Origin of the sequence: Bradyrhizobium sp. BR2003 (assembly GCF_009720285.1) — a bacterium.
Taxonomy (GTDB): Bacteria; Pseudomonadota; Alphaproteobacteria; order Rhizobiales; family Xanthobacteraceae; genus Bradyrhizobium; species Bradyrhizobium elkanii.
In genome coordinates this window covers 173,603-188,703 of sequence record NZ_SMYJ01000008.1, presented here as the reverse complement: position 1 = coordinate 188,703, position 15,101 = coordinate 173,603, and the positions used below count along the sequence as shown (strand labels likewise).

At 63.3% G+C, this 15,101-nt stretch carries 11 protein-coding genes; 3 read left to right on the top strand and 8 right to left on the bottom strand.

The window, feature by feature from the left end; translation table 11 throughout:
* Nucleotides 1-166: 166 nt before the first annotated feature.
* Nucleotides 167-388 (bottom strand): hypothetical protein, encoded by a 222-nt coding sequence (locus E2I15_RS03285; RefSeq protein WP_137479816.1) that lies wholly within the window; start codon nucleotides 386-388, stop codon nucleotides 167-169.
* Between E2I15_RS03285 and E2I15_RS03280 the strand changes: the two genes are divergently transcribed.
* On the top strand, nucleotides 387-2,225 hold the full coding sequence (locus E2I15_RS03280) for a caspase family protein (protein ID WP_137479817.1): 1,839 nt from the start codon (nucleotides 387-389) through the stop codon (nucleotides 2,223-2,225). The two genes, E2I15_RS03285 and E2I15_RS03280, sit on opposite strands and share 2 nt — an antisense overlap.
* Nucleotides 2,226-2,391: 166 nt before the next feature.
* Here the strand turns inward: E2I15_RS03280 and E2I15_RS03275 are convergent, their stop codons facing one another.
* The 3 genes from E2I15_RS03275 to E2I15_RS03265 form a co-directional block, all read right to left on the bottom strand.
* Nucleotides 2,392-2,991: a DUF4384 domain-containing protein gene (locus tag E2I15_RS03275; protein WP_349629362.1), complete on the bottom strand. Its 600-nt coding sequence runs from the start codon at nucleotides 2,989-2,991 to the stop codon at nucleotides 2,392-2,394.
* A 68-nt stretch (nucleotides 2,992-3,059) separates the two neighbouring features.
* The gene (locus tag E2I15_RS03270; RefSeq protein ID WP_137479818.1) at nucleotides 3,060-4,838 is read right to left on the bottom strand and encodes a caspase family protein; all 1,779 of its coding nucleotides are present in this window, start codon (nucleotides 4,836-4,838) and stop codon (nucleotides 3,060-3,062) included.
* 155 nt (nucleotides 4,839-4,993) lie between these two features.
* Nucleotides 4,994-6,715, bottom strand: coding sequence for an NHL repeat-containing protein (locus E2I15_RS03265; RefSeq protein ID WP_137479819.1), 1,722 nt, complete (start codon nucleotides 6,713-6,715; stop codon nucleotides 4,994-4,996).
* A 171-nt stretch (nucleotides 6,716-6,886) separates the two neighbouring features.
* Here E2I15_RS03265 and E2I15_RS03260 point away from each other — a divergent pair, with 171 nt between their 5' ends.
* Nucleotides 6,887-7,168, top strand: a complete 282-nt coding sequence (locus E2I15_RS03260) for a hypothetical protein (protein ID WP_016844373.1) — start codon at nucleotides 6,887-6,889, stop codon at nucleotides 7,166-7,168.
* An 88-nt stretch (nucleotides 7,169-7,256) separates the two neighbouring features.
* On the top strand, nucleotides 7,257-8,237 hold the full coding sequence (locus tag E2I15_RS03255; protein WP_137479820.1) for a DUF4424 domain-containing protein: 981 nt from the start codon (nucleotides 7,257-7,259) through the stop codon (nucleotides 8,235-8,237).
* Nucleotides 8,238-8,245: 8 nt separating this feature from the next.
* Here E2I15_RS03255 and E2I15_RS03250 read toward each other — a convergent pair whose 3' ends face one another.
* The 4 genes from E2I15_RS03250 to tssM are packed head-to-tail and all read right to left on the bottom strand — an operon-like array spanning nucleotide 8,246 to nucleotide 15,077.
* A complete protein-coding gene (locus E2I15_RS03250) occupies nucleotides 8,246-10,051 on the bottom strand; it encodes a serine/threonine-protein kinase (RefSeq protein WP_137479821.1) in 1,806 nt (601 codons plus the stop codon).
* The gene (locus E2I15_RS03245; RefSeq protein ID WP_137479822.1) at nucleotides 10,048-10,824 is read right to left on the bottom strand and encodes a PP2C family protein-serine/threonine phosphatase; all 777 of its coding nucleotides are present in this window, start codon (nucleotides 10,822-10,824) and stop codon (nucleotides 10,048-10,050) included. The genes E2I15_RS03250 and E2I15_RS03245 overlap by 4 nt, the downstream gene beginning before the upstream one ends.
* Before the next feature lie 6 nt (nucleotides 10,825-10,830).
* Nucleotides 10,831-11,532 carry a type VI secretion system-associated protein TagF gene (tagF, locus tag E2I15_RS03240; RefSeq protein WP_137479823.1) on the bottom strand — a complete coding sequence of 234 codons (702 nt, stop codon included), beginning with the start codon at nucleotides 11,530-11,532 and terminating at the stop codon, nucleotides 10,831-10,833.
* On the bottom strand, nucleotides 11,529-15,077 hold the full coding sequence (gene tssM / locus E2I15_RS03235) for a type VI secretion system membrane subunit TssM (RefSeq protein WP_137479824.1): 3,549 nt from the start codon (nucleotides 15,075-15,077) through the stop codon (nucleotides 11,529-11,531). The genes tagF and tssM overlap by 4 nt, the downstream gene beginning before the upstream one ends.
* Between the last annotated feature and the right edge of the window lie 24 nt (nucleotides 15,078-15,101).

The window sequence follows — 15,101 nt, the reverse complement described above, 5'->3', positions numbered from 1 at the left end:
CCGTCACCCCCTGACGATCCGGCACGCGCATCGCTTGAGCATGCGAGTCAATTCCGCGATCACTATCGGGAGATTGGAACTTCGCTTGGCGAAGCCACCCGAATGGCGGCACAGCCAGCCATTCCGGCACTAGAGATAAAAATCAGCTATTTCAATATCTTACAGGTCAGCTGACATTTGTTCGGCCGTCCGCCACCTGCCCTACACGCTTCGGTGTATCCTTGAACATTCTCGCTTCCCCCAGCGACAACATCAGGAATGGATTGGACTCAGGATTGTTACTGTGGAGGAATGCCGGCGCTCGTAACGCTTGACGCAGTGGAGTTTGCGCGCGGCCCCCTTCGATAAAGCTGCCGTTGTTTCGAGCCGATTTTTGGACGTTCGCCATGCGCTACACGCTCCTCCGAGTTCTTGTTGTTCTTGCTGCTTCAGTTCTCCTGGCGTCTCAGCCCGCCTGGGCAACGAAGCGGGTGGCTTTGGTGGTCGGAAATTCGAACTATCAAAATGCGCCATTGCTTCCGAATCCTGCCAATGATGCCACCGCTATCGCCGCGACCTTGAAGGGCGCCGGGTTCGATTTGGTGGAGTCTCGGCTGAACCTGACCTCGAGCGACATGCGGCGGGCGCTGAGGGATTTCGCCGACCAAGCTCGCGATGCAGACATCGCCATCGTCTACTATGCAGGTCACGGAATCGAGATCGACGGGACGAATTATCTGATTCCGACGGATGCCAGGCTGGAACGCGACACCGATATCTATGACGAGGCTTTCTCGCTCGATCGCGTCCTGCTCGCGATCGAGCCCGCGAAGCAGCTGCGCGTCGTGATCGTTGACGCCTGCCGCAACAATCCATTCGCCGACACGATGAAACGAACCGTCGCTTCGCGCGCGATCAGCCGCGGGCTCGCCCGGGTGGAACCCGCCGTGTCCAATACGCTGATCGCGTTTGCGGCGAAGGCCGGACTGACCGCGCTCGACGGCAACAGCACGAACAGTCCCTACGCGACCGCGCTGGTGAAATATATCGCAAAGCCGGGGCTCGACCTCCGCAGGGCTTTCGGCTTCGTCCGCGATGATGTCCTACAAGCCACAGGTAATCGACAGGAGCCCTACGTTTACGGATCGCTGGGCGGCGAGGACGTTGCGCTCGTACCGAAGGCAGAGGAACCGGCGCCGCCGCCGGCTAACGCTTCGTCGGAGATTCGTCGCGACTACGAATTGGCCCTGCAACTGGGTAACAAGGCCGCTATGAGCGCGTTCCTCGCCCAGCATCCCGACGGCTATTACGCAAATCTGGCCAAGCTTCAGCTCAGTCAGATCGACGCGGAGGACGCGCGCGTTACCGCGACCCGGAAAGCGCAGGAAGCGGAGCAGCAGAAGGCTCGGCTTGCGTCCGAAGGTGCGCAGCGAGCGGAGCAGGAAAAGGCGGCCGCAGATTTCAAGGCTGCGGAGGATGCCCGCATCGCGGCAGAAAGAACAAAGCAGGCGGCGCAGGACCAGGCTGCTGAGGCTGAACGGAAGCGGACCGCATCGCAAACCTCAACGGTCGCCATGCTTTCCGCGAACGGACCCATGCCCGACGGCGCCAAGACGGACAATATCGCAACCGCCACCCCGTCCCAGAATAGCGAGGGCGCGAAGGTTGCCGCCTTGAACACGGCGCCGCCGCAGGAGGATCTTGCCAAATCGGTGCAGAGCGAGTTGAGCCGGGTTGGCTGTTTCACAGGCTCCATCGACGGTGAGTGGAACGCGGCCTCGCGTCGCTCCCTGACCCTGTTCAACCGGCACGCCGGAACCAAACTTGACGTCAAGCTTGCAAGCCTCGATGCGCTCGATGCGATCAAGCTGAAACCGGCCCGGGTTTGCCCGCTGATCTGCGAACACGGCTACAAGGCCGATGGCGACCAGTGCCGCAAGATCACCTGCGCCGAAGGCTCGTTCCTGAACGAGGACAACGAATGCGAGAAGCGGCGCGGGAAAAAGCCGGTGGCAAAGCGCAACACGGATGAGCGGCCGTCGCGCGCCGATCGTCCGGTCCGCGAGAGGCCCGAGCCGCAAGCCGACGTTCCCCGACGACAGGCGACGGCGAGACCCTCGGGTGGCAGCGGCCAGATCGTGTGTGATGCTTATCTATGCCGCCCGGTCCGCCGCGGATGTCATCTCGATTACCGTGGCGGCGGAGGTCCCGGCGGCGGTACCGGCAATGTTGAGGTCTGCAACTAGGACGGCATGCAGGAGACGCGCGCGGCCGTCTCTTCAGCAAGCGGTCATGCTGGGGGCAACGGAGCCAAACCGCGAGGCCCTGCACGCAAGACGCCGAACAGCAGCCCCGGCCACGCCGGACGGTATCCTCAACCGCCCGGGTCGCCGTAGCAACGCAATCGCTGACCTACTTGATGGAGTATGATTTGATGTCGAACGACCAATTGTTCGGCAACAATCTTCCGCCGCCGCTGTCCGGTATCCGCAGCTGACTGGTCCAATCCGACAGATAGCTCAACGTGTCGGCCGGCCCCTGAAGCTTGCGCTGAACGTCCGGCAAATCGAGCAATTGCACACGTCGTTCGCTCAGGATCGCAACGATGACAGCGGACCCGGCCGGCGGCGCGACGACATATTCAAATCCACGCTGCTGTGCTGCCGGGGTCGGAACAATGAACTGGACGCCGGGCTTAACAAGATTCATGTCGGGTCCGACCGACTGCGCCAATAGCTCGGCAGTCGGGAAGATCTGGGACATCCGCCCTTCCGCATCCACATCCACCAGCATCAGATAGCCGGGCTTCCTGGCGGTTACGCCGAATGACACCTTGCCGCCAATGTTGACCGTTGGACCCGGCAGGATCTCAAGCGCCACGCCGGCAGCATTTGCCGGGCCGCGCGAGGCCTGTACGCGCCAGAGCAACGGAGCATTCGTCGCACCTCCCGATGGAGAGGCCGATGGCGGCGGCGCCGCGAACGCGACACCGCTTCCCGCCAGCAACAGCACGATCGCGAACCCTGATTGCTTCCGGGAAACCAGTTTCGCTGGCGACATGACCCGCTGTCACAGCTTTGTCAGGGAACGCTGAAAAAGCCGATTGACGCGATCCGCGCGTCCGCCGGCAGATAGCGCTCCAGACTCTTGATCACCTGCCCCGAGGCCCGGCGCCGGTTGAGCTGCATCAGGACCGTCTCCAGATCGACCATCCGCTGCTGCGAGGTCACCGCAACGATCTGCTCGGCACCGAACGGCTCGCCCACCCGGAGAGGCAGCCGCAGATTTGCCGATCGAGCCAGCGCGGCATCGGACCCCACCGGATACAGCATTTGGATAGTTCCATCACCGGACACATTGAACAGCAGCACCGCCCGTGAACCGACGTCGGACAATTCGACCTCGACGGTCTGGCCGCTGCGCTGCTGTCGATCATCCGGCCAGATACGCATCAGCTGCGGCGACTTCGTCGCCATGCGCTTCAACTCCCGAATTGCCGCGGTTCGGTTGATCACTGTCGTCAAGCCGCCAACGTCAACGCCATAGGCCACGACGTCGCCCCAGGCGATCACGTCATGGGACACGGGGTCCCAGATCAGGTCGGGATTATCAGTCGGTTGAACGGCCTGCACGCTGGCGTCCTGTGGCTTGACGCTGGTGAAATAGTTCATCTTGCCGTCAAGCGCCGCAAGGCGGATCGGCGTGGTGAGGCGGAAGGGCGGCAGTGCGGCACCGGGCGCGGCCGGGGCGGTCGCAGCGGCACTGGTTGGAGCAGTTTGCGACTTAGCCGTAACGGCCGGCGGCGCAGGAGATTGTTTCTCGGCGGACGCGACGTTGGCAACCTGGCCGGAGGCGGCTCTCGCGGCCGTCCCCTGGATCAGCACCACGCCGCGCGTCAATTCGAAGGCGACCTCGGTTTCCGGCGTCTGTGCCGGCGACGATACCGTCACGATGTTCTGGCGCTGGTCGGACAGCTGATAGACCACCTGCCGGACATTGCTGAAAAGCTCTTTCAGGGTCACCTTGCCATCATGATTGATGTCCGCGTTGCCCTCCACGGCGCGCGCGACGGCATAACTCAGGGCGCCGCGCAGGCCATCGATCCCGGGAATCCGCACTTCCGGAGCCTTGGTGTGCCGATCGACCGCGGCGATGAACGCGGTGTGGTCGAGATCGAGTTCGGACTTCGGGTCGTCGGCGTTCGACACCGGCTTCAATTCATCGACCAGCAGCGTGTAGCGCGGCACCTGTCGAAAGCTCATCTCGGCCGCACGCGGATCGATATCGCGCACCATTCCGCCGCCATGGCAGGTATCCGCGACGAAGATCACCCTTGCGCCGCGCAATTCGAACTGCCGGATGAAATGGTTGAATTCGCTTCCCAGAATACGCTCGACCGACCCGGCTGGCGTGGTCGCGAATTCGGGCAGCAGGAACACGTTCTCCATTCCGTCCGGTTCGGAGCCCTTGATCCGCTCCGGCTCCTGCGTGCCGTGACCCGCGATCGACAGGAAGACGAGATCGTTGCTCTTAGTCCGCTCCACCAGTGAGCTGATCTCGCGTAGAACGCTCGTCCGGTCGGCCTGTGCATTGGTCAGCTCGACCACATCGCTGACGCCCATGGTCCTCAAGCTCGACACGATGTCATTGGCGTCGGCGACCGCGCCCTTCAACTTGCGCACATGCTGGTAGTCGTCGATCCCGATGACCAGCGCCCGGAGAGCCGCACCGTCAGGATTGCTTATCGACAGCTCACCCGCCGCATGCGCGCGCTGGAGTGGCAGGCCGATCCACGCAGCGAGGAGGATGGCGGCGCACAGCCAACCGGTCCTTCGATCAAAGCCCCTGAGCGTTCGCATCGCGATCCACCTCGATATCAGGTCCGCCCTGGAACCGCACCGGCAAGGCAGAGCGGCAGGAATGCGCCGTCCGGACCTCCAGAAACCAGCGCGCAGGCGGTGATCCATGTTCATCTGTAGCCTTGTTCATCTGTAGTCTTGGCAAGACCTCAGGTTCAGCGCCGTTTATTCGCCGTCTTGCGGCCTGTCGGCGCCTCGGTCTCCTGATAGGCGTTCGCGGAAACGGTCGTCTGATCGTCTGCGAACGCGCGAAAGCGGACCGGAACGTAGCCGCGCGCGAGCAGGCTTGCGAGCGGATAGACGTTGCGGCAGACCCGACCGTTGCAGCCACCCGTCGAGGATTCCATGACCTCGGCCTTGCGATCCGGCGTGAACCGCAGGAACAACATCACGTGGGAACCCGGCTTGTTCAGGGCGTCGCCAGGCTTGAGGTCCCAGGGGTTGGTCACGGGTGCGGCGATCGCAGGGATGGCGGCGGTCGTGTAGTGCACGGAAAGCCCCCACGTGGCGCTGACGAATGCCGAACAGTCGACACCGGCCACATCCGGCCGTGGCTCGTTACGGGTGCAGACATTGCCCGCCAGCGTCCCGCTTTCGATCCGCTGCCGAAAATTCGCGAGCGAACCGTGGCAGCCCCAGCAATAAGGCACGCCGCGCACTTCCTGGTTTATCTTGCCCTGCAGATACCACGGCCGGCGAATACGGCTGAAACCGGAGCATTGGCTGTCGGGATCGCTACCGTAGTTGGCCGGTGTCAACTTCCACTGAATGCCCTCAAAGGCGAAGGCCGTCTCGATCGCCTGCTGGCGATTGGACGGCCGTACGGCGGCGGTCGCATTGAACTTGATATCAGGCCGCGCCGCCGGCGTGGCCGGCGTGCGCGATGGCCTGACGTCAATGACGGATACCTTCCCCAGGGGGCGGAAGCCGACACCGACCACCTCGACACCCTCCGGCTTGGTGCGCAGAAAATAGACGTCGCCGTCGCCCGAGACGGTGACGAACCGCCGGGTCACGGGCGTGTTCTCCAGCGGCAGTTCGTAGATCCCCTCAAGGCGCCCGTTCGCGGCATAGCGTGCGACGAAGGTGGAGGCATTCTTGCCCGACGGAGGAATGTCCTCGGCCAGCACGTAGAAGCGGTCACTGTTGTCGATCTCGAGAAACTCCACGGTGCCGAGCTGGTTGCGGACGCGCAGGCCGAGCTGACCGATGGTCTCGTTGGAGACCATGGTCTGGATTTCGACCCGAACCCCGGCATTGCCCTTGTCGGGAATGATGTCGGCGATCACCGATCCCTTGCTGCGCGAGGCGATATATTGCCGGTCGGGCTGTCGCGTCGTCCTCACGATGGCCGCGCGCGTATCCTGATCGAGCAAGTCGGTCGGGCTGCTCAGCGCCTGCGAGCCCATCTGTGCGAAGGCCGAAATGGCGACCTGGTCGTCGGTTCCGCGGGATGAGACTTCCTCCAGCTGGATCACGTCTCCGCCCAGCCCGCGGGTGGACTGTCCCGGTGCCGCCTTCAGCATCCGCACGCCGCCGTCCCAAACCATGATGTCGTCGTTATGGACGACGAGGTCGGTGGGCTGCACATCGCCGGGCATCTTCAGGATGTCGGGAGCCGTGTTCGGTTGTTTGGGGTCGAACTGCAGAATGCGGCCGTTGATTTGATCGAGCACAAACAGGTTTCCCTGCCCGTCAGCGCTGAGCGCTTGCGGGCCCGCGAGTTCGACGTCCTGGCCGGCCGGGACGATCCCGACCATGGATGCAGCCGAACCGCCGGCAAAGCTTCGCACGACGGCATCGTCGGCCCTTGCCCCGGTGGCAGCGATGACCGCGCCGATGATAGAGAGCCAGATCCAGCTAGATCGACGAAGCATATCCGCCTCAATGTAACCGAACCGAATGCGGCGTCAGTCCGACTAATCCAGGACTGCCTAATCCAAGACTGCGCGAGTGCAGCGTCAATTAGTGGCGAGCAACCCCGATCCCGTTCAACTCTTTCACTGGACGGTGATAGTCCGAACTCCTTCAGCTTGCAGTGCAAAATCATGGCCAGAAACAGATTTGAGCAAGTCAGCGAAATCCAGCCAGACGCGATTACTCTGGTTTTGAGACGCGACAATGCCGGCGCCTCCGGGTCAATCGTGTTGCCGGCCGCCGCAAGCGGGGGACGCCTGAGCAGCGACCAGGTCAGCGCCCATCTGCCGGCCCAGGACGCCTTTCGCGGCGCAATCCGTCTCGCCAATGACATGAAGCTCGCGATCGTGGTTTGCGACCCCGATGGCGTCTGGAAACCGGAATGGGGCGACCTTTACCAGGCTATCGATTGACCCACACGGGCACACGCTGCGGCGCCGCATGGAGGCCGGCATGGCAAATGGAGCGTTAAGCGGGCTGTCGTTGAGGTCGCGAGCCTTGATGATCGTCCTGTTGGCCGCAACCGGCTGGCCTGCGCGGGCGAACGATTCGGCGGCCGAATTGTCCATCGGAGGGCTGCAATTCGTCCGCACCAAGGACGTGGCCATGGCGAGCGAGGAGCTTCGTATCGGGCTGGACCGGGTCAGCGTTCGCTACCAATTCGTCAACCAGACGAGCAAGCCGGTTGCGCTCACCGTTGCCTTTCCGCTGCCTGACATCGACCTGTCCGAAGCCGAGAACATCGCGCTTCCATCGAGCGATCCAGTCAACTTCGTCGCGTTCGAGACCCGGATCGACGGCAACGCGGTGCCGCTGACCATCGACCAGCGCGCCATGGTCGGCAACAAGGATGTCACCGCCCTCCTCCGTCAGTTCAAGCTGCCTTTGCTGCCGCTCGGTGATCGGGAGATCCGGGTCGCCGACCTGCCGGCGACAACCCGCACGAAGCTGATCGATGATGGCCTTCTGATGCCTGCCGGCATGAGCGACAACGGTCGCCAGCAATACACGCCCGGCTGGATAACCAAGACGTCCGCCGTTCGCGAGCAGGTGTTTCCAGCGGCGCGTACCGTCACGGTCGAACATCAATATCGCCCGAGCGTCGGCTCCAGCCCTGACACGGTCCTGCGCTCGGGCCTGCGTCGCAGTGCAGCACTAGGTCCGGAAGTCGCGCGGTACAGAAAAGAGTATTGCGTTACGGATGCCTTCCTTGCCGAATTGGACAAGCGCACAGGTGACAGCCAGGCCAATACCGCAAAGCTGCAGGAGCGGCGCATTTCCTACGTGCTCAAGACGGGCGCGAACTGGGCGGGACCAATCCGGTCCTTCACGTTGACGATCGATCCGGGCGGCGACGACCGTCTGGTCAGTTTTTGTCCGGGGCGTCTCAAGCCGTCATCTGCCGACAATGCGCGGCAGTTCACGGCGAACGACTTCAAGCCGGATGCCGACCTGAAGATCCTGATGATCGGCAGATTCTGAACGGCAGCTCAATTGGTGAGCATCACATAGCGTCCAGCCGCGGTGATGGTGACGTTGCCGCGTTGAGCTTCGCTCGTCGCCTGCAGGAAGAATGTGTCGGCAGCCATCGGTCGCGGCTGGCGCAATGAATCCAGAACCCGCGGGGCTGCGACGGCCAACAGGAGTTGCGGACCGGTCGTACGCTCCATCGGCAGGGCAAAGGAAAGCGAGTCGACGCCCGGCTTCAAGAGATAGGACAGGCTGCGCACCTCGCCGCGATCCGAGACCATGAGCAGTTCCACCACCCGGTTGGCAAAATTCTCGACGGTCCCATTGAGGGTCTCGCCGGCCTTCAGCTCCGTCGCCGACAGGTTGATGCGCGGCGCACGCGCTTGATCGCTTCCGACCTGACTGAGGAATTTGACGGCTGGACATTGTGCCGGATTCACCTGCCTGACGCCGACCGAAGCCTCAAATCCCTGCTCCTTTCGAAACGCTTTGTCGAAGGTATCGAACGGGGCGGTCGAGGCGCCGAAGCCTTCAATGACGGCTGCGCTTGAGCTCACTGCAACAGGCAGGATGAAGAAGCAGTCGCCGCCCGCATATTGGGCGACATATTTGCGGATGCGCTCGGCTCGACCCGGCCCGTCGGGGGACGGAGACGGCGTCAACGTCGGCTGAGACGGCAGCTTCACCGGCTCCTGACGTGCTGGCGGTGGCGGAGCAGGCTCGCTCGGCGGCGTGGATGTCCCGGCGAGTTTCGGAGGTGGCGGCAAAGCCGCCAAGCCCGATGTCCTCCAGACAAATTTATAGAAGGTGTACCCACCGCCGCCCAGCAGAAGCAGCAGCCCCGCGACGCCGGCGCCGAGCCAGATGCTGCGGGAGCTCCGCGTGGTTGATGGCGCCCGCTCCTGCGGCGCAGACGTACCAGCCTGCGACTTCGCCAATGGATCGAAGCCGTAGAGCGGTGCTGCGGACGGCTGCGCCGAACCCGTCGGCGTCCAGTTGGCGACCTCCGCCATGGTCGGGCGCAAGGCCGGGTCCGGCTGCAGCATCCTCTCGAGAAGCGGCCTGACGCGCATGTCCACCGCGCCGAGATCGGGCACACGCCGACGCTTCTCGACCAGTTGAAACTGGCTCCCGCCCATATCGAGCTTTTGTCCGGTCAAGGCATGGAACAGCACGAGACCAAAGCTGTAGACGTCGGACTTCGCGGTGACATCATTGCCGTACAGGCCGACCTGTTCCGGCGACGCGTAATTGTCCTTGCCGGCGAAGCCGGAACCGATGATGGTCTTGTCGCCCATCTGCGTTGACCGGGCGATCCCAAAGTCGATGATCTTCGCCCGCCTTACATCGTCGAGCGGCACGATGATGTTGTCGGGGGAGACATCGCGATGGATAATGCCGTGCTCGTGAGCGGCCTGAAGGCCCGATGCGACCCGCCGCATCAATTTGATCAGCGCCTCGAAGGTGAGCGGCCCGTCGTCGAGCATGTTCGACAGCGAGCGTCCGTTGACAAACTCCATCGCCAGATACGGGCGCTGTAGTGCGGGTTCGACCGTGAACAGGAAGTAGCGAACGATTGCTTCGTGCGGAAGATTGTGAAGTGCGGCGGCCTCTCGCCGGAACAGCGCAAGCGCCGCCTCGTTGTCGACCATGTCGGGGAGCAGCATCTTGACCGCAACGGGCGATCCGGTCTGGATCTCGCGGCAGCGGTAGACCTCCCCCATGCCGCCTGCCCCGATCATCGCCTCGATCTCGTAGATGCCGTTGAGCCGGGTACCGGCCGGCACACCGCGGTAGGATGACCGAAACGGATCGTTCGCGCTCATGGTCGCGGCTCCTGATCGAGCGGCGTCCTCGTCGGCTCCGAGGATCGTGGCGCGAGCAATCGCACGATCACGATCGTGACGTTGTCGAGCCCGCCGCGATCAAGCGCGAGCGCGAGCATGTCGTCGCAGGCTGTCTGGGCAAGGCGAGTGGCTGCGTGCTGCTCGATCTCGTCGTCCCGCACGTGTCGGGTCAAGCCGTCGCTGCAAATCACGAAGATGTCTTCCGGCTCGGCCGGACCGGTCACCACCTCGAGCTCGGGATCGGCGACGACGCCAACAGCCCGGGTGATGGCATTGCTCGGCCAGTCCTGGACCTCTTCGCGCGATAGCGCGCCATCGGCGATCAGTTCCTCCAACTCGCTATGGTCGTGCGACACCTGTGTGATGCCGTGGCGGTTGATCAGGTACACCCGGCTGTCACCCGCCCAGATGCAGGCATAATGGCCGTCGCGTACCAGCAGGACTGCCGTTGTGGTCCCGACAATGGCACCCTGCCTTTCATGGCTGAGTGCCAGGATCTGCTGGTTGGCGCTGAACAAACGCGCCTCGCATTGCGCCAACAGGTCCGCCGCGGAGTCCGGCGCGCCGATCGCATCAAGGGACTCCACCACGATGCGGCTGGCAAGATCGCCTGCCTCGTGACCGCCCATACCGTCAGCGACGGCCCACAGGCCGACGTCGGTCCTTACCAGGTATGAATCCTCGTTCCGCGCCCGCACCCGTCCGGCGTGAGTGACGCTACCGACATCGAACAAGGAGGGGACGTGTACCATCGCGCGTCATCCCGTCCCGGATACTTCGCGGCCGACGTCGCCGGTCAGCAACGTGGAATAGCGAAACGGATCCGGCAATCCGCGGCAACAGAGTGCGATCGGCGAGAACCCTTCGCCCCCGGCGGTCCACCAGAAACTAGCCGCGGCATAGACTTGAGGGTTGGCGCCGCACAGCGTGCCGAACGACTCGGCAAATCCATCGACCGTCGAAACCATTCCCAGCGTCGCGTCGCTCAGCGGCACGATCGGCGGTCCATCAGTCCCCGGCGTCCGCAGACGCGGAAGCGCGAGACGATCCAGTGCATCGGAGATCTGCTCGAACGTCGCAGCCCGGTCCAGGGTCGAGAGCAGGAACGTCTCCACTTGCCCATACCACTCGTCCTGCGGGTCGATGTGCGGCGGCGGCAGCGCGGCGTCACCATCCGGCACCGCATGCAGCGTCAACGGATAGTATCGCCCCACACCGTCGAGCGAGGGCGTGATCGCTCCTGCGACGGTGGTGCCGCAAATCGCGGCGCCAAGCCAGAATCGCCAAATCGGCGCAGTCAGGAATGCTTCCTGCCAGGCGGCGCCGAGTTGATGGCGGCTCGCGGAGATGGCAGCCTGCACCCACGGCTCCCAGACCTCCAGGAAGCTGCGCGGTGTCGCGATCGCGATGAAATCACGCTTCGCGCCGATCTTGCCGAATAAGCCGCATCGCATGGTCATATTCCGGTCGGGCAACGAAACTCGCGGAGCACTGACAGGTTTAGCGGATTGCGCAACGATCCGGTCGAAATCTGATAGTTGAGCTCACGTCCGGCAACAATAAAAGTTGCGCTGGCGGATTCCGCCTTGGCGACCAGCGAGCCAGCCTCCAGCATTCGGAACAATGACCAGGGGCCGATGCGCTCGAGCACGGACGGCGAGCCGGTCTCGTTGCTGACCGAAATGGCCGTCCGCGGCGATGGGCCGGGCCAGAGCACCGTCGTCGGTGAATTGCTCTGCGGCGGTGGCGGAGGAGCCGGTTGCGGCGCACCAAACATGGAGGGAGTTGCGGCTGGTCCTGGTGTGGTTGGGCTCGTGATCGTCGTGCCGCCGATCTCGGTCTTGACTGTGATGCCCGGTCCCGCCGCAGCCGGCGGCCGGATTGCAAAGGACACCGCCGGCACACTGCCGCCAGTCTGGAAGAAAGCATCGCGGATATAGGCGGCGTTCTGGAACTGCTTCAATGTGTCGGGCGAGAACGATCGGCCGACGGGACTCTCCTTCCTCCAGACCCATTCGGACCGCGACGTATCCGCATAAGGCGCCAGGAACTGAGTGAAGAACTTGTCCATGATGCCGTTCGGGCTGAATAGCTTGGCGAAATCCGCGAGCGGGACTTCCTGACCACTGCCCCGCACGAACGGATAGCGGTTGGTCACCGTCTGCTGACAGACCGGCGTGACCTGATCGCGCAACGACTGCAGGATCTGTCCGGCGGTGGAGGCGGCGATGCTGCCTTCGAACTCTGCGGCCGCCGCCCGCAGCATATCGGAAAATGGTGGCGGCATACGCGAGGCATTGTTGCGCAGCGCCGCAACCTGAGTCTGAAGTCCCGCAGTTGCTTGCGCCGTCAGTTGCGGATTCTCGACCATCAGCGTCAGATTCTGCGCGATGTCGTTCAGGTTTGCGATCGTCGAGTCGATCGGCCGGCGGGTGCTCTCCCCTTCAAGCACTGCATGGTAGGGTTTGAACTGCGACTCGATCGCCGCGCCAGGCGTACCATCCTGGGCATTGTTGAACAGCGCTGGCGTGGTCACCGCGGGCGGCGCGGCCGGCGTGCCGGCGCTCGCCGGCTTCGGGCGTTCCTTGGTCAGCATCGTCTCATCGCGCACCGACTCCAGGATTTGCCGCATCGGCGAGGTCGGCGCCGAAAGCGCCCTCAGCACCTCGTATTTCGGCTTGTCCGCGAGCAATTTCTTCAGACGCAGACTGCCGAGCGCAGTCCGCCACGTCGTCACGAACTCATTGGAGTAGATGCTGAGCAGATCGCCAGCCAGGTTGTCATATTGCTGGTCGATTGCCGACTGCTGGCCGGCGTCACCCAAGACCCAGCGCTCCCGCTTCATCCGCTCCGACAATCCGGGCAGTCGAGCGATGAACTTCTGATTGAAGCCGTTGTAGGTGAAGAACTCGGGCACCCGCACATTGTCCAAGGGCTGCCCAGTCGTGGTTTCGAAGACAACTGCCACGTCCGGACCGCCTCGGCGGCTGGCGATCCAGTCGCCGGCGGTCGATCCACGAGCCTCCGATTTCAGGAACTCGTAGGCACGTTGCGAGACGCTGAGGCGCGCCAATGAATTCTGGGCCTGCTTGATCAGCCGGCCGTCAAGCTCGACCAGCGGCGGCTGCTCGGTTTCGAGGTCGAACATGGCGACGAGATTTTCATCGAGCAGACGCCGCCCTTCCGCGTTGGTCGCGCCGGGATAGAGGTTGTCCGCCCAGTCGCGCTGCATCCAAGAACGGATCAGCTCGCGGTCCGGGGACTGCAGGCCGCCGAGCATCAGGTAGACCTTCAGCGCCTCATAGACGAAGGCAGGCTCGTTGATGCGCGCATTGAGCTGCTCTTCCAGGCGGTACAGCAAGCGAGGCCTGAACATGCGCTCAAGCGCGGTGTGATAGGCCGCCTTCGCGGGCGACAACAGGCGCGCGTGCTGACTGAGCCCGTAGCGCGCCGAGAGTGCTACCGGCTCATTGCGTGAAGCATAGCCGGCCGGGGCGTTCCGCAGCCGATAGAGCAGCGGCAGCACCTTGTCGAGATCGTGATCGGCGATCAGCGTTTGCTTGATGAGCGGCGCGCCGGCGGCCGCATACTCGTTGTCCGCCTGCAGGCTCTGCTCGATCAGCTCGGAGTTGCGCTTGTAGCTGGTCAGCCACGCACCGATCAGCCCTATCGCCACCAAACCGATCACCGACAGCGCCGCGGTCTTGAGGATCAGGGCGCGGCGCACCGCAGCACGGTCGGTCGAGACCCAGTCGGCCTCGCCGATGATGACTTTCGAAATCAAATCGGCGAGGAAATAGCTCTTGCCGGTTCCGGAGTACGATCCGGCGCCGACCTCCTCCGCGCCAAACGTGCGCGCCAACGATCCGATCAATTGATCGATCGGCGTACCCTGCTGGGTGCCCGACGTGAAATAGAACCCACGCAGATTGGCGTTCACGTGATACCGCGTCGGCTCAAAAATCTGGTTGAGGAAATCGTGGATTTGCGGCTTGAGCCGCGCCATCTGCGCCGGGAAGCCGAACAACTGCACCCGGTGCTGCGGCGTCGGCTCGTCCTGCAGGCGATCGAGCGTTTCCTCGCTCAGACGTTCCAGCAGGCGATCGAACTCGACTGGGACCTGTCCCACCAGATTCTGGGTCTTGTCGGCAGTCTGGAACGTGGCGCCCCAGACCTGGCGTCGGCCGGCCTCGCTAAGGTAGGCAAAATATTCGGTGAAACCGGCAACCAGATCGGCCTTGGTGAACAGCGCGTAGACCGGGAAGCTCACTTTCAGCCTTTGATGCAGCTCGAGGAGCCGCATCCTGATGGCATCGGCATGAAGCGCGAGCTCCTGCTTCGGCAGCGTCAGCACGTCCTCCAGACTGATTGCGACGAGAACGCCGTTGATCGGCTGGCGCGACCGATTTTTTTTCAGGATGTCCAGAAAGGACAGCCAGCTTTCCTTGTCGGCCTTGCTGTTTGAATCCTGGGTTGTGTAGCGACCGGCGGTGTCGATCAGCACCGCTTCTTCGGTAAACCACCAATCGCAGTAGCGAGTCCCGCCGACCCCGGCGATCGCCGCCGGCGTCGCCCCGCGCGCGAGCGGAAACTTGAGCCCCGAATTGACCAGCGCGGTGGTCTTTCCCGCACCTGGCGGGCCGATAATGACGTACCAGGGCAGATCGTAGAGATAACCGGACTTGTTGCCGCTCGCGGTCTTGAGTGTTGCGAGCGCATCCTTCATGCGCTCCTTGAGCACCGGCTCGTCGCTGACAGCCTGGTCCGCACCGCTGACGCCATCGGCGATCTCTTTGGCATTCTTGCGTCGCTTGAAGAAATGAAGACCGGTGACGCCTGCGGCCGCGGCGCCGAGCAGCAGGATCGCGATCTGGCGAACGATGTGATTTTCCAACGGATGCCAGTCGCCGAAAGCAACGAAGGGACCGGCAAGGTAGATCACCGCCCCAAGCGAGCTGAGCCCGACTCCATAGAGAACGATGCGTAGAATGTCCTTGGCGAGCATATTGACCGGTACCTGTCGCTTATC